This is a genomic window from Cupriavidus consociatus, assembly GCF_017814975.1.
In the GTDB taxonomy this organism is placed as follows: Bacteria; Pseudomonadota; Gammaproteobacteria; order Burkholderiales; family Burkholderiaceae; genus Cupriavidus; species Cupriavidus consociatus.
Map to the genome: position 1 here is coordinate 192,705 of NZ_JAGIQA010000009.1, position 16,417 is coordinate 209,121.

Annotated in this window: 9 protein-coding genes; all 9 read left to right on the plus strand. The window is 60.4% G+C overall.

What is annotated here, in order from left to right; genetic code table 11:
* Positions 1 to 139: 139 nt before the first annotated feature.
* On the plus strand, positions 140 to 430 hold the full coding sequence (locus tag J8I82_RS14850; protein WP_209758663.1) for a hypothetical protein: 291 nt from the start codon (positions 140 to 142) through the stop codon (positions 428 to 430).
* Complete coding sequence (locus tag J8I82_RS14855; protein WP_209758665.1) at positions 427 to 2,106, plus strand: site-specific integrase; 1,680 nt, start codon at positions 427 to 429, stop codon at positions 2,104 to 2,106. Before J8I82_RS14850 ends, J8I82_RS14855 begins: the two co-directional genes overlap by 4 nt.
* 791 nt (positions 2,107 to 2,897) lie before the next feature.
* The gene (locus J8I82_RS14860; RefSeq protein ID WP_209758667.1) at positions 2,898 to 4,211 is read left to right on the plus strand and encodes a hypothetical protein; all 1,314 of its coding nucleotides are present in this window, start codon (positions 2,898 to 2,900) and stop codon (positions 4,209 to 4,211) included.
* On the plus strand, positions 4,208 to 5,767 hold the full coding sequence (locus J8I82_RS14865; protein ID WP_209758669.1) for a TnsD family Tn7-like transposition protein: 1,560 nt from the start codon (positions 4,208 to 4,210) through the stop codon (positions 5,765 to 5,767). Before J8I82_RS14860 ends, J8I82_RS14865 begins: the two co-directional genes overlap by 4 nt.
* Entirely contained in the window at positions 5,764 to 7,317 is a 1,554-nt protein-coding gene (locus J8I82_RS14870) for a hypothetical protein (protein ID WP_209758671.1), read from the plus strand. The genes J8I82_RS14865 and J8I82_RS14870 overlap by 4 nt, the downstream gene beginning before the upstream one ends.
* The gene (locus J8I82_RS14875) at positions 7,304 to 8,125 is read left to right on the plus strand and encodes a hypothetical protein (RefSeq protein WP_209758673.1); all 822 of its coding nucleotides are present in this window, start codon (positions 7,304 to 7,306) and stop codon (positions 8,123 to 8,125) included. Before J8I82_RS14870 ends, J8I82_RS14875 begins: the two co-directional genes overlap by 14 nt.
* 61 nt (positions 8,126 to 8,186) lie before the next feature.
* The gene (locus J8I82_RS14880; protein WP_209758675.1) at positions 8,187 to 10,487 is read left to right on the plus strand and encodes a TnsB C-terminal domain-containing protein; all 2,301 of its coding nucleotides are present in this window, start codon (positions 8,187 to 8,189) and stop codon (positions 10,485 to 10,487) included.
* A gap of 550 nt (positions 10,488 to 11,037) precedes the next feature.
* Positions 11,038 to 14,373, plus strand: coding sequence for a hypothetical protein (locus J8I82_RS14885; RefSeq protein WP_209758677.1), 3,336 nt, complete (start codon positions 11,038 to 11,040; stop codon positions 14,371 to 14,373).
* A 20-nt stretch (positions 14,374 to 14,393) separates the two neighbouring features.
* Positions 14,394 to 15,458: an H-NS family nucleoid-associated regulatory protein gene (locus tag J8I82_RS38350; protein ID WP_245179765.1), complete on the plus strand. Its 1,065-nt coding sequence runs from the start codon at positions 14,394 to 14,396 to the stop codon at positions 15,456 to 15,458.
* Positions 15,459 to 16,417 lie beyond the last annotated feature (959 nt).

Genomic DNA, 16,417 nt, shown 5'->3' on the forward strand with positions numbered 1-16,417 from the left:
AATCCGTATTATTTGGTATCTTTAAAAATGCCGACGCCAGTTGGCTGACCGCTCCGGGGCCCGCATCGTCGTGGCCTTCTCGCCCCTCTCCGCTGCCAACCCTCCGCCGTGTGCCATCGTTCGCCGCTGGGAGGGTCCCATGCCATCACATTCGCTACGTCCATCCACGGGAACGGGATCTGGTCCCAATGAAGAGGCGGCAGAACTCCACCGCGCCATCACCCGCCCGCGCCTGGATCGCGGACACTTCGCGTTCTTCCGCGCGGTGCTGCAGGGCCTCGCACCGCGCGCGGTGTGGGAACGTTATCTACCGGGCGATGCGGAGGACGCTCGCGCCGCATCGTGCTCACCCGGCATCCTGGGCGGAGCAGACGCGACGCGCGGCGTGCCGCGGCTGACCGGCTGGATCTCGCGCCGTCTGGGCAAGTGACGCTGCCCTCGCTCGAGACGTTTGCCGATCGCCAGGGACTGGCGGAATGCTCGGAAGCCGAGCAGCTCGCGGCCTATGAGGCCGCCTTCGGCAGCGCGCTGGCGCGGCAGCGCCGACGCATCGCGTTGCTGCATCGCCAATTGGACGCCATTTATGCGCTCGAGGCGCGCATGGTCCAACTGCCACAGCGCGCCGACGGCGTCGAAGCCTGGTTGGTCGATTCCCTGGCCCTGCGCCTGCGCGCTGCAGGGATCCCCTCGTTGGGCGCGCTGCATACGCGCATGGCTGCGTGTCCCGATTGGTGGCGTGACCTGCGCGGCATTGGCGCGATCAAGGCGCAGGCGCTGGAGGGGTTCGTCGCCGCGCACGCCGCGACCTTGGGCGCGTTCCCGACGCCGACGCCGGAAGCGATCGTTCAGGCGGAAACTCGCGCGGCGGTGCAGCCCTCGACGAGTCCGTTTCTGCCCGTGGAGCGTCTGGCGTTGTCGAGCGAGCTCAGCGGTGCGGCGGGGCAGTTTCGCGCCCCACGCGAACATTGCCTGCTCTCGGCGGCGGACGATCGCGCCGCCATCGACGCCTGGGTGGCGGCACGCAGCGGCTTGGCGTCGAGCGCCGCGACGGACCATGAATCGTGCCCGCAGGCCGGGCGGCGCGGATCTCGCACCCCCACCCAGCTGGCGTACCGGAAGGAAGCGGAACGCCTGCTGCTGTGGGCGGTATTGGTCCGCCGGCGGGCGCTGTCATCGCTCACCGTGGAGGACTGTGTCGCGTACCGCGAGTTCCTGCTGGCCCCCGCGCTGGAATGGTGCGGCCCGCACGGGCCACCGCGTTGGTCCAGTCGTTGGCGGCCCTTCGTCGGCGCCCTGTCCGTGCGGTCCTGCAGCTTCGCCGTCGGCGTGCTGGGCAATCTGTTTGGGTTTTTGGTGGACCAAGGCTACCTGGTGGGAAACCCCTGGCGCGCCGTGGCACGTCCGCGTCGTCCTGCGTTGGGTCCTGATGTGGGGCGTGGCTTCACCACCAGTCAGTGGGCGCTGATTGAGCAGGCGCTCGTGCGCCAGCCGCCCGGGCTCGCGACGCACCGGCTGCAGATCGCGCTGCCGCTGCTGCACGACACGGGATTGCGGCTATCCGAGCTAATCGGGGCGACGACCGAGGATTTGCACTGGGAATCGTGGGCGGCGCCTGGCGCTTCGCGTGTGGAGGGTTGGTGGCTCACGGTCCATGGCAAGCGCGCAAAGGTGCGCGAAGTCCCCGTCCCCGACAGCTGGGTCGCTGCGCTGTTGGCGTATCTCGTCGCGCGCGGCTACGCCGGCACGCTGCCGCAACCGAGCGCTGTGCCCCTGCTCGGTGCGGCAACGTCGTGGCGCGCCGCAGAAGGCGAAGGCGATGCAAGCGTGTCGGGCAGCGCATTCCATCGACAACTGAAGCGCTTTTTTGCCCATTGCGCGGCCGCGTTGGAGGCGGTTGAGCCGGCTGCAGCGCGGCACCTGCGGCGTGCCAGTGCACATTGGCTGCGTCACACGCATATCTCCCACGCGCTCGAGGCAGGGGTTCCGATCGAGGTCGTACAACAGAATGTCGGACATGTGTCGCTCGATACCACTACACGTTATGTCCATACCGAGCAAGTCCGTCGTCAAGTGCTCATGCGCAAGCTATGGCTCCATCCGACATAAGCAGTGCATACCGCTAAATGGGCGGTTTTTTATTGGATTTTCGGTGCTTTTGTCTAATGAAAATCGAGTGTCTGCGTAAGCGGATGGAAATTCAATGTTTATTTTCTATGTTGTTGAAAAATAACGAAATTTTATATTGAATGGATTGACAATTTGAATTGTGGATATATAGACCCAATGCAAAAAACCGCCTAGAAAGGCGGCTTTTTGTGCCATATAGTCGATGAGTCCTCTTCTCAGGACATCGATGTATCCGGCAATTTTTTGGATGCGTTTGGAGGGCGCATCCCCTGAAAGCTTCCACATGTTTACTTAAACATGCCGACGCGCTTCCAGGCCATCGCTGACTGCTAGGTGACACTGACAGTATCGGCGGTGACGTGGGACTCGTCAAGGCAGGGACGCCATTGCGCGTCTGAATTTTCCGAAAACCTTGATGATTGACATACCACCATGACGAATACCTCACGAATGAGCGTCCGGCGCGTCGTCGCGCTCACAAAAAGCGGGGGCGACTATCTCTCGCGCTGCCTTTCCCGTCTGACGGCAGTGGTGACCGATGCCAGACCTTACATCTTGCGCGTACCCGTTCTGGGTATCGCCCTCATCGCGCCGCAGTGTCGCCTTCCTGACTCCCGATCCTTCCACCCGCCTGCCTCGTAGCGGCTTGGCCGTGTCCATCCTGCAGTCCGTGCTCCTCCGGAGACGACGGGACTGCTTTCTTGGTTGCGACAAACCAGCCTCGCGTGCACCGTCATGCGAGATGCCGCACGCGAATACGGAGGTGCGCAATGTCGATGCGAACTGCGGTCGTTTCAGACGGACCGCCAAGAAACGTCACGCCTGCCGGTGCCAGGTCCTTTTTATTGGATGACTTGCCGGCCCTCCCGGAGACGGCTTTGGCCATGGCCGAGCAACTCTATGCCTGCAGTGCCCGCGACACCCCGCAACGCCAGCGTTTGCGACCATGGGAATCGCTGGAGTCGAGGCTGCAGTCGATGTGCCTCTGCACGGAAGCCGAAGCCATGATTGCCTTGCACGTGCTCTCGGATATCCGGCAGCGAGCGGCCGAGCGCGGTAGCTCTGGCGCCGCTTGGGGCGCAGCCTATGCCCGTGCGATGCATCTTCTCCGAAGGCCTCCTACCAGCATGCCGAAGCCTGCCGCAGTCGAGCCGGACGAGTCCAGGCCGCTTGTCCAGCACTGGGGGGGCGGGGTCGTCCGTACGCACCTCGTCAGTGCACCCACAAGCATGGCAGTGGAGCGAACGTTCTATGCGTTACGTGACCTGATCGGCGTGAGGCCGCCGCACACCCACATGCAAATATTCGACGAGAAGGGAAGGCTGGTCGGTAGCGATGGGTGTCGCATCGATCATGTGCCGCTCTTGATCGCACCGATGTCCGACAGCCACTGGGCAAGGGAACTGCTGATGGCGCTGTTGCAGGCGCTGGAGAGCCAAGACCTTGGCGGCGAGTTGATTCGCGCAAAATTCGTCGGGATCGAAACTTACTTATTGGGGCGGATGCACGCCGCCAATGTGGGTGCGCTGGTCTTTACCGGCTTCACTTCCCAGCACCTTGTGCCCGAGCTAGCGTCTTTTTGGCGGTTGCTGTCTCGCATCGCGCGGGAGGGCTTCATTGTCGTCCTATGCGCGACCGCTGCCGTGCGCGAGGCCTTGCCGCATCCAACCTTTCGGGCGCTGTTTCCACCGGCTCAAGAGATTCTGGCGTACGACCCCGGCAACTACGCGGGGATTACGCAGGCCATGTGGGAACTCTTCGCACGGCGAGGGCCCATGCCTGCGGCCCTGTCGCAGATCCTGCCGGAAACCCATGGATTGCGAGACCTAGTGGTCAGCTCCTGGGTGCTATACAACCGCCTCGTGAATCAACACGGCATGGACCCGTCGGCCGCCGCGGAGGGCTTGGTGGACAAGGCCTGTATTGGGCGTCTCGCCATTGCGCGGGACCTGTATGGGCGAGTGTTGGGCGCCGAGCCCATCTCCAAAAGTGACTATGCCAAGTACCAGGACTATTTGCCTTGGGAGACGGATGTCGACGATGACGCCTCATCGTCCGCGCAAGCAGGGGGGAAATCGCCATGATGCCGCGTGTACCGGTTCTGTTGCCCCGACCGCCGAGGGAAGCCGCGAGCAGCATCGCCCGCGGACTGTTCATGGATTGCGACACCATCCTTGCGGCGAGAGATCGCTTTACCCCCGGTCGTGCATTTGGCACCGTGCCCCGCATGCCCCTGACCCAGTTAGCGTTCCTCACCAGTGGGCTGTACGGCGATGCCGAGCGGTTGTTGAAGGAGCATTCGGCATATCCGTTGCTGGCGCTTGGCCTGCTGCCAGAGATGGCGACCACGCTGGGGCAGCGCCTGTTGCATGGCAGCGGCCGCTCGGTACAACCCACCCTGCGGGTATGGGCTGGCATGCGAGTGGGCGGCATCCGCGTGTGTCCCGAATGCGAAGCCAGCGCGTGGGAGCGATTCGGCGTCAGTGCGTTCTTTTGGCCACATCTTGTTCCGTTCGTGCAAGCATGTCCCTGGCACGGCTGCACGTTAGTCGAGCGTTGTCCGTATCCGACCCCCGACGTCAAGCGCGCCCCAGCGCTTCCCGCGACGGCCGACCTCATTGCCTATAGCCAGGCCATCCTGGCGATCGCTGGTCTGGGCGATCGACATGTGGTGGCTAGCCATTTCGCAGAAGGACTGGCGACAGCGGGCTTCTGCTCCGGGACAGGCCGTGCGCGCACGCGTGCGTTTTCGGAGGCGTTCGACCACTTTTGTGGCGACTTGGACGTCGCGCCATCACTGCGCAAGCTCGCAGCGTTGCCAGGGCGTGGCGCAAAGTTGCTGGCTTGGGTGGCGGGTCGCGCGACGCTGCATCCGATCTATCTCGCGTTGCTGTGGATGTTTCTCGAGGATGGCGGAATCGGGAAAGCTCGACCAGTGAAGCCTGCCGCGGTGCCGCGCCCGACCCAAAAGCCGAGGGCTTTACCACAGCGGGCATGGCGTGCTGGCCGGATACGTCCGCTGCCAGTTGACGGCCGTCGTCGATACTCACGCCAAGATCTGCCTGACCTGATTGCGCGGCAGTGCACCCCGCCTCAGATCGCTCGCCTGTGCCGATTGTCGCTGGACACCGTCTATCGCGTGATCCGGCAGCGGGGCCTGCGCCCCGCGCTCACGACGTCGCAGCGGGAGCGAATCCGCTTGGAAGCTCGCCAACGATGGCTGGCAAGAATGCGGGCCGCACCGCAGGCCTCGGCCAACCGGATCGCCAGCCGAGAGCCGCGGCTATTCCGTTGGCTGAGCCGCCACGATGCTGTGTGGCTGCATGACCATTGGCCACAGGTGATAGGCCCGACATCGCTGGCACGACGCGACGCCCATGGCGTCAGTGGTCAAGATGCGTCGCTTGCGGCAAAGATCCGACGGGCAGCAGCCTGGCTCACGCAAGAGTACCCCCAACGGCGACCCTCGCTCGCCGCGCTGCGGCGCCAGCTTGGCATGTCAGAGTATGCACTGCGCAAGGCATCCAACGCCGCGCGCGTGCAACAAGCAGTTGATCAGTACTTGCGCATCGGACCGGTCAAGGATGCCATGCCGACGCGCACTTGCAGGAACGCCACCGCCAGGAGGACCCAGGCATGAAAATAAAATCTATGATGGGCGCACCGATCGTGATTGGCAATGCGATCGCATTGCAGCCCAACGAACTGATCTCTGCCTTTGTCGAGCGAATCTATCGCGGTGCCACTGTCACTTCGAACAAAGCGATCACCGATATACGTAAATCGGTTGTGAATGCTTCGGTTGGAATGGTCGCGGGCTTAGGACGCATTTTGCCGGCGTTTGGCGAGTTGTGCCCCGATCCAGTCTCGGTAAGTTTAGGGCATACCCATCTGCGACTCCTTACGCCGTTCCTTGGCATTGGGGAGGCGAAGTTACTCACCGAAAATGCGATCACTGGACTGATTTCGACGATCGGTGAGCCCCGGAAATTCCAAAGCTATCGGGCGAGCCGTAACGCTGCACTGGGCGCTTGTCCGGAATGCATCCGGGAGCAAGAGGCGACACGCGGCTTCGCCACGTGGGATACGCCGCCTAGCGTTAGAGGCTACAACTGGTGTGCTCGACATGCAGCAGTAGTCGTCCACCAATGCGGGGCGTGTGGTTTAGCCTACAACTATCTTGACTTCGGCTGGACGCCGGCTCTGCGCTGCAAGTGCGGAAAGTTCATGGGTCGGCGGCCGCCATCGCGGCCCTGTGACTTTGCTCAGGGTATCGCGTACGACATCGAGCAAGTGCTGGCTGGCAAACTGGACGGAATCTACGGGGAGGAGGTTCGTGCTGTCATGAGAGAAGGCGGTGAGCGGCTCCGCGTGTTTTCCGGCAGTCCTGATGAACGAACTGTCGAACTGTTGGAGGAAAACGGTGCGCGCGAGTTCTTTGAACAAAACTATCGTGTCGTGCATCGGTACGAGAAACTCAAGCTTGTCATGATCGGGAACCGCTTTAGCGGGCTCCCCGTGGTCAATCTCATCGCAAGTCGCTTATTGTATGGTTCGATTGACACTCTGCTCTCGACCATCCTGGTCAAGCGTGCCATCGCCAATGTGGCCAAGAGCCCGATGCCGGGTTTTGCCACCGAATATTCCGAAGGACAACGTTCCGCTGCAAGACTGTTGATTGCCGAAACGGTGGTCGCACATCCGGACCTGCCGCGCCGATTTCTGTATGAGAATGCCATTGCCCCGATTACGGGAATCATCTCCATGGACGCGGAATGGGTCAACGCGCTGGCGATGCAGCACCACGCCAGTAGGAAGGCGCTTCGTCAACGGCGGACGGATGCCGATTTGGCTCGACGCATCGAGGCGCGTGCGATCGCTTACCAGCAAAATGCTCATGCACCTCGCATCACGATAAAGTTGCTGATAAAAGGTATCTTAAATGTATCTTCCATCAACGATTACCCTGCTTGTCGCACAGTCGTCGATCGTTATCGGGAGGTGGAGGGGGAATGCGACCTACGTCGATGGCGTCTGTTAGCAAGGGAGTTTCCACAATGTGTGGACCCACATATGGCGACGGTACTCGCCCGTGCGCAGGACTTCTCTATATCGACGATAGGCAAGTACTACAGGCGCCTGGTGCAGCGAGTGGAGCGACTAGTCGGAGAAAAATATGATCGCACATGACGCCATCAGGCTCTGCACCTTCGGGCGACATTGCGTGGCCGACTCTCGATTGATCTTGTCCGAGCGGGATCGTTTGCACGTGTTGACGGGACGGCGGCACGACAACCAACTCTTCGCCAAACGCAAGCCTTACTCATTATCCTCCGTCACCGCAAACGTGCGGGGCGGACGGCCTCTCTTAGAACAGTCGCAGAGTGAGCGTATCGCCGATGCGTTGCTCTGTGCGTCGCCTTACGTGATCGATATTCGCTGTCACTATCCTGTTTGTGTGGCGACCAAGAGCGCACCGCAGATCATCGATCGCATGGTCGTCGTAGAGCTTCTAGAGCGGCGTGGCGTACCGCATTTGCACGCCTTGTTCATGGATGCCGAACGCCATCGAAAAGCCCGACCGATGCTCGCGGCCCTTCACGTGACGTCCGAGTTGTTCGATAGGTTTGCCTTCACGGCGGTGCAGATTCAAAACGCCTACTTTTGCAACGGCCTTGTCCAACGCCACGACATCCGTGCCCTGAGAAACGAAGCGTGGCAGTTTGCCGGGATGCTTCTGGAAAGTGAAAGTCGGCGTCGAGTACGGCCAAGCGCGCGCTGCGCTCGGCGCTATAAGCCGTGCGATCTGGATGGCTTGATGCTGCGACTCGGGCGGCGATTGCGGCTCGGTACGACAGATTGGGAAGCCCGCGACGCTGCCTACACGAGACTCGGCGCCGCACTGGTACTGGGATACTTGGAACTGGACGACGGCTACGCGCTGGAGGTGAGTCAACCGCTGCGTGTGAGACTAAGGGGGCGGCGTGAGGATCGCTGAATTGTCGTTGTTCCAATGCGTAGAGGTGCGGCGAGCCGGTTGCGTTACAACGTATCGCGTCGTGGCCTACCAAGAGCGGACCGACCGCTATGCGCTCTACGACATGAGTCAGAATCGTCGCGCGAGACGTCAGAAGCTGCAGGCAGTGCCGGCCTGTGCTCTGATTTCAAGTGACTCAGTCAAATATCTCGTGCACGACCCCGTGCGGACGAAATTCCCCCCGGAGGCTTCGCTTCTCGCGAAATACGCCGCGCTGCGCGATACGCATTGGGCAATGGTTCAACGCCTGTTTGGTCAGGTGGGTGAACGGGATTCAGCGGTGGAGTTGCCTGATGGTCACGCTCACGAAGATATTTTTTTTGATCGAGCTTGGTTCAAGCGCCGCGTTCAAGAGGAAGCGAGACGGTTGGATGTGGAGACGGGGCAGCTGTACCGACTGTTCTGGCGGTGCGTGCGCCATGGCGGTGATCGTCGCGCCATGACGCCCAGCTACCATGAGTGCGGCGCAAAGGGAAAGCCGAAGTCGCTGCTACAACATGCGGAAAAACCGGGAAGAAAGGCCGCAGGGTACTTTCTTGATCCCGATCATTACCGCCCCGAAAATCGGATGACTGCATTCTGGCGGGGGCGCATTGTTGCGCTGATCGTTTCGATCGCTGCTCGGTCGCCGGAGTCCGCGCGGGCACGGTTCTCGATCTTGCGAGAACTGGTCCGCGAATTCAACGCCGACTATGTTGCGGTGCCCGGTAGCATGCGAGAAGTGACCCGCGCTCAAATCGGGGCACGGCGTATCCCGGAGCCGCACACGATAGCCCGCCACATGCGGGCCATTCTCACCGAGCTGTGGCCGGAGCTGGGAGGCTTGCTGCCTGAGTGGCGTCCCCCGCCCACGGGACGCGCCACCGACATCGGGCATCCGCTCGAAGTCATAGCGGACCTCGATGGGACCTTGTTCCCGTACGTCGAAATTGTGGTGCCGAACTCGAATCGCACCGCATTCTTCTCCATCGGCTCGCCCCGACTCATCCTCGCTATTGTCAGAGGCAGTGACTATCCACTTGGCTGGTATGTAGCGATCGGCCCCGAGAATCGCATGGCCTACACCTATTGTCTGGTTTGCATGTTCTGTGACAAGTCGCAACGATTCGCGCAACTTGGGTTCACGACTGCTCCGCAATGGCTCAGGAGTGGCAACGTCGACCGCGCAGTGGTGGACTGGGGACCGGGAGCGGCGAAGGAGCAGCAAGTCTGGACACTGGAATCCCTGCATGTGAACCTAACCAAGACGCCGGCCTACTACGCGCCGGGCAAGGGCGGTGTCGAGGGCGCGAATGCGCGGGTGAAGGATGGCTTCATTGGCAAGCTGGCACTGACCAAAGAACTCGAGAGGTGTGTGAAGCCGGTAATAGAGCGACGGGCGGCGGCCGGTCCGAAGTATTCCAACGTGAAGCGGAGAGGCAGGGGCCGTCCGGCCAAGGCAGTGATCTACATGGAATTGCGAGATTTTGAACGGCTCGTGGTCGAAGTGCTGAACGACTTGGCTGGCGCCAAACGAACGGCTCCGCGAGCCGAGACGCTCGATCGCTTTGTGGCAGGAGAGCTGCCGTCACGCTATGAGGCATTTTGCGACCAGCAGGAGCGCCGACGGGGCGATCAGAACTATGCGCATACCGAAGATGAGATTCGCGACGCGATTTTTAAGCGGAGGCTAAAAAGTAAGCGGTTGCGTGGCGGTCGATTCTGCCTGGCGCGCCAAATGGAGTACGGCGTCGACCCTCACGATCCGGTCCTTACGCCACCTTTACGAGCGCTGCACGACTATGAGTGCAGGATGGGAGGAATGGGCCAACCTGTGTATGTGGAAGTCTGTGCCGACTGTTGGGGCAACGCGGCCTTATGGCGCCATCCTGACGATGGTCGATGGCTGAGAATTCCCCCGACTTCGGAGTCGATCCATCGTTGTGGCAAGGACACCGACCTTGTCGAGATCGAACAGCAACGACTTGAGTGGCTGGATCGTGCACATAAGAATAACGTCAAGGATGCGAAGCACAAGCGAAAGCCGACCGGTGCTCAAGGGCACGATGCCGCTAAGGAGATTGCCAAAATCCAGAAGAGCGCTGGCCTTATTGCGAGTCGCTCACGCCAAGATGCCGGCGCGCGACGCCAGGCCATTGCCGCGCAGAAGTCGCGTGAAGCTTTGGTGGACGCGAAGGCGGCCGGTGTTGAGCCACAAACAGCGCCTCCCAAATCATCGCTTCCAGCGGGCTTTCGACCTCAGCATGGTCTGTTTGGTGGTGTGGGTACAGTAGTGGATCTGGAGGCCTTACGGGCAGCAAAGCGCCAGGCATCGAATAAATAGCGTTCTTCTGCCGGAATACGGGTTCTACAGGGCGCGGAGTCATGTACAGCCCGCCCGGCTCCGAGCGGACGACGGACAGCCCAGATAGGAAGGCAGGCGGCGTGAAGGTTTCAGCGGGCGTTCGCATTCCGATAAGTAGATCGTCTACCTGCAGTGATTCAATTGTGGTCGGTCAATTATCCTTTTCCTGAACCGAATTCCAACGGATGCTTGAGTGATTATCCGTTGAGAGGTGGCGCATCTTCGGCTACGAAGTTTGCGCGCCGATGCGTTCCTCGAAGTGTGGTGAGAGCAGCCAGTTCTTGGTGGGCAACGACGACGGCGACCTTGTATTGGGTCCGCGAGCGTTGCTGTCGACACGGAGCTGCCCGTACCCTGAGGCAACTGACCGAAAGCAGACGTTCGCCGGATAACATGCACAGGTTTATCATGAGGTTCTAAGAAAACTCTCTCTGGCAGAGTTCCCCTACGCTTCCGAGGGGCTGGTCGGGGCCGTCCCCAGATCCCAGACCGACGAAAACGAAGAAGAGTTCCACTGAACCGCCCCACGATGACTGAATACCTTGATCTGGAACGACGTTTTGGACTTTTGACCAAGTACTCGGTCAATGAACTTCTGTCCTTGGACACCAGGAGCCGCAAGGGCCTAGACTGGAAGCAGCTTCTCGCTGGACGCTTCTCGCTCATCACCGGTCGTGCGAATTTCGGCAAAACAATCGAACTGCGAACCTGCGCGCAGCGCCTCCGTGATGAAGGAGGGCATGCTGTATTTGTTGCCCTTCACCGGCTTCTTGAAGAGCCCGACTTTCATATCGCTCTTGAAGCGATCGAGGCCAACGCGTTCGGAGCATGGGAGGCTGCGCCCACCAAGCGATTGCACCTATTCGTTGATTCGCTGGATGAGACGGTGCTGGGTCGGGAATTGGGGCTCCAGTCTGCCCTTCGTAGGGTGTCTAAGGCAGTTGGGCGTCCGGGCGCAGATGTCAGTTGGATTCTCTCGTCGCGCCCCGCCACGCTCACGCCGTCTGTCCTTGACGTTGTTCAAGCAGAGCTTGGTGCAACGCTCTATGTGGGCGACGCGAATGAAGAGTCGCCCGAGGAAACTTCAGAAGAAGTGGAACCCACAATTGCTCCGAGCGCGGGACTCTCCGCGTTTGACGCGGGCAGCACGGTCAAGGCAAAGTCCGTTCCGAAAGAGCATCTGAAGGTCTTCCGATTGCTTCCTCTGTCAGGAAGAGCGGCCAGGCTGTACCTCGAGAATCGGCATGGTATCGCTGACGGTAAGGTGTTGCTGGACGCTGCGCGGCATTTCGGCTTAAATGACCTTGCGGATGGCCCGGGAAGTCTCGACGTACTGGCTTACGTCGACCCAGTGACCAATCCGCCTAGCGATCTAACCTCTGTCTTTGAGCGGATGGTTACAGGCGTCCAGGCGCAGCAGCGCTTGGACCGCCGCGAATCACTGGTGGGGCGCCCCTCCCCGGAGAGCTTGGATGAGGCCGTGGCGAAGCTCGCGGCAGCCTCGGCGGTTTGTCAGTTGGCAAACATGGAGTTGGCCGCCGATGCTCTCAAGGCTCGGGATGGGGTGCTGTCGTGCCGGCCACTCGTGGGATCCTTGCTCTCTGAAAGTTCATTGACGTATCTGCTTGGCTCGAGACTGTTCATCGATTCGGGGCAGCATCAGGTCAAGCTTTATCCCGAGCAACTGCTCCCTTACCTCGCAGCAAAGCGCCTCTCGTCCCTAGTTCAGTCTCCCGAAGACGCGCGCAGGCTCGTTGCCGCGCTATCGTGGCGGGCGGCAACCGGTGAGTGTGGCGTACATCGGGCTTATCTAACTGTCGCCGGCTGGCTGGCGACATTCAACGTTCACTGTAGGTTGGAGTTGCTGGAGGTTGAGCCGCAGGCCGTTGCATTCTTCGGTGACCTGCGAAGTGCACAGGTTCGGTTGGCCGACGCGAGTGTAGCGTTGAAGCGTAGCTTGGAGAGGCTCGAAACTTGCGGTGACACGCTCGGAAGAAACCAGTTCATCCTGACGGCGGAGAACTACTGGCAAGCCGCGAAGCCTGGAATTGAACCGACGCTTCTAGAAGCCTACGACAGCGTCGGCCCCAACTGGCACGCGCGCCTTGCGCTTCTCGAAATCGCTACCTACGCTCGCCTCGACGTCTTCCGCAACAAGGTTCTGTCCGAGCATGGCAATGATTACACGAAGCTGCTCGGAAATTCAGCTGAACTCGTGTATCTGATGTCTCTCGAGCGAGATGACGATGCTCAAGCACTGGCCGATGCTGCGAAGGCGAGCCCGCGCCTTGAAGAACGGACGCTTCGGCTTCTACTTGGCGAACTCGCGTGGAAGACCTTAGATGCCACGACGATAGCAGAACTGGCAAGCAAGCAGTACATGCGCAAGGGCGGTGGCTTCAACCTCAGCTGGGCTCTGACGCACGACGTGGCGGACTCGGCAAGCCCTGAGCAACTCGTGGCGCTGACCGAGGGGTTGTTGGCCCACATGGTGAAGCACTTTGAGGCGAAGCGTCACGAGCAAAGTGAGCGGTACGATAATTTCGCAGAGGCTGTCGAAGAGTTGGTTGCGCTCGTGGTTCGAACCGAGAGCGTCCCTGTTGAGCGCGCCACCCAACTTTGCCTGACGTACTACAAGGCGTGCGGCAAGTTTCATTTTGGAAGCGCCAACCAAGTTGAACTCCGCACAGCGCTGAAGCGGTCCGACGCCGTTCGGCAGAGCCTACTTCGCGCGGTCATCGCTCAAAGTGACCGGACGTCTGACGGGATCTGGAAGACATTTGTTTCCTATGGGATGTACTGGCCCTGGCAAGATGGTGACGAGGAGGCGCTTGCCGAGTCTGGTTTTACCGAACTCGTGACCACGCACCGGAACCACGCTGCCGCGCAGCAGCCGGCTGTTCACCCCCCAAAAGCGAAGCGAGACAGGCTAGAGTTGGACGAGGCTTCCAAGGACACGCTGTTGACTGAAGTTGATAGTGTGCAAGATGGATCGAACACGAATGCGCTTGCCTGGATTGCCAGTTGGCTGAGCCGAACGACTCACAACTCACGCTACGGCGAGTGCGACTTCTCGGCCTTCGAGAAGGCGGCGGGCCCTGCGCTTGCGAGCGCTGCCCGCGCCGGCCTTAGCGCCATCTGGCGCAAGCGCGCCCCCGAGTTTGTTGAGGCCGAGCGCAACACCACGTACTACGCGACAGTCGCAGGCCTCCAAGGCCTTCATCTTGATCTTGGGGACGGAACCAAGCTCCCGGCACTGTCCGACGCAGAGGTTAAGCAAGCTCTCTCCTACGGTCGATTTGAAATCAACGGCTACCCGAAGTGGTTCTGGTCGGTCGTGCACGCGCATGAGGCGGTAGCCCTCGAGGAATTCCGCAATATCCTGGCTGCAGCAGGTGCTGGCCCGGTGTCGGCCGACAAGGCCGACACACTCATTCGACACCTTCCTGACTCGCCTCGCTTCGTTCAGCGCGGCCTGGCCGGCGCGGCATGGACGTTCGCGACAGGCACGGCTAGCGTCGACTCCTATGCCCTGGAAGCTGCTCTGACCTGCGCAATGGCGGGTGGGGGAAGCGCCGACCAAGGCGCTTTCGAAGGAGAGGCTTGGTCGCGCATGTCCGGAGCTTTCCGGGATTCACTGCCCACCATGGGTGCCGTCGCCTCGCCGGAGATTGTCGAGGAGCAGAGGACGCGTAGTGAGTTTGAGGCCCGCATTCACGAGATGACGCGCCTAAGGTCAAACGCAGTCGTATGGGGCCTGTTCTGGCTGTTGTACTACCCGTCAGCCTTCGGCTCGCAGTGGGAACGCTGGCGTACATCCGAACAGCGCGCCGCAGAGGAGTTCATGTTCGACCTGGCCGTTTGAGAGCGGCAGCGGAGCGAGGCATGGACGGTCTGAAAGCACTCTCAGCGCTCTATGAGTGGGTCGTGACTGTCGTCCGCGAATCCGAGGACACTGTTCACGAAGATGGGCAGGCGTATGAGGTTGGCGCTCGCGATAACGCTCAGCGTCTCCGCGATTCGTTGCTGCCAGCGATTTCGAGTGCCAAGTCCCAAGCAGCCTACGAGGTGCTGGATGCGCTTCGAAGAAAGTCTACGGGCGCGCCAGCAAAGTACATCCGCCACCTGCAATTTCAGATGCGCGAGGAGGAAGCATATGTCGCTCCGGTAGCACAGCATAACTACCCCAAGTTCGAGCGTGACTTCGCGCCGCCGGTGACAGGCTTCACGGAGTTCGCTCAAGCCGTGCACAACGACTTGCTTGCTGTGAAGCGCGACATTGAGCATGGCGAGTTCAGCCTTCGGCGATTCTTCAGTCGGGTGGTCATGGCGCACATTAAGACCGATACCGAAGGCTTGGCTCTCGAGGAAGACTTCCAGGCGCTACTCGGGAGCGAGCTGAACCATGCCAGCGGCGGCCGCTATGGAGTGACGCTCGAGCCAATCCTGCCGGAGGCAACCCGGCGCGATGTACTGTGTCAGGTCGGTCAGATGCGAGCGACAGTTGAACTCAAGATGTCAGAGCGTTGGACGGTGGCCGACTACCTCGTGTCCTTGGCGGCGCAGCTGAAGGGACAGTACATGCAAGCCTCGGGTTCGAAGATTGGCTTCTTCGTTGTTGTGCTGCAGCGTCATCGGAAGTGGGACAACCCTGCGGGAGGGGAAGTCGACTTTGCAGGACTGATTAGCCTCCTCGAAGCGGAGGCCTTGAAGCTGCAAGTCGCAGACCCAGCGCTTTACTTGCGTGTCGTAGGTATCGACGCCGCACCTCAGGCCGATTTCCGAGAGTCGGTGGCAGCAACGAAAGCCGCCATCAATGGGCCAGCAAAATATGCAAACGAACATGGCAAAACCTGGTCTGGAAAAGGTCGTCGACCGAAGTGGCTGACAGATGCCCTCGCTACGGGGAAGACACTCGCCGACTTTGAGATTGGCCTGCCTACAGCTTGAATCGATTCGGCAATCTGTGCACGGTAGACCTTGTTCCGCTTGCGTGAGGATTCAAGAGTCGAAAGCATTTGGTCCAACCCGGCTAGGTCGTTGGAAAGTAGCCGGGCTGGACTGAAGTGCCGCTCAGCAGCGCCATTTTTCCAACGTCGGCCAATCGAGAGCCGACACTGTCAGCGCTATCCCAAACAGATTTGAGCACCGATTGCTCTTACCTACTCAGACCATAACGACGGGCGTTTGACACACTTCAATGTCAACGATGAGAAAAGGTCGTAACTAACCATCTAGGCCGGTCATCGTATGCCCATGGAGGGTAAATGCAGCATTTGAACCGTCCCTCAAGTACCCACAGCAGCGGGAAAGGCGGATTTGACACTCAATCCGCGACTCACTATGTTGCACGGGCGCAGTGTTGGCAACGAAAAACACTTAGCACCAGAACGCACAAATAAATAGCTGCTTTGCGCATCGAAATTTGGCTGCAACCCTTGTCCAGCAAGGCTTGCAGCTATATTTTTGTCACCAGTCTCGTCGCACCTGATGCCCCGCATAGGGTGTCCCGGCCTCAAATAAAATGGTCAGTGGAGGCTAACTTGTCCTCTTGGTTTCAGCCCAGAATTTAACCGTAGCTGAACTGTAAAGAGAGTTGGTTTTAAACTGTCGGTGCTGCTCCAAGTGCGCGGCAGGATGGCGTAGCGGCAGGCGGTTTCAATTTGGCAGCAATTGCAGAGTGGTTCGCTATACAGGGCATGGACCTGCCTACAGCCGAATACCTCGACGCCCACGACCTCGCCACCATCCTGAAGGTTTCCCCTGCCACCATCCTTCGCCACGGCCGGACTTGTAGCGCAGTCGCCACTCTTCAAGCCCATGTGCGAGCACTGGCTTGGCTGGCGAGCGATCGGCGAACTTGCCGGTAGGCTGCGAGTGGCACGATTACAACGGAACAATGCCTCTGC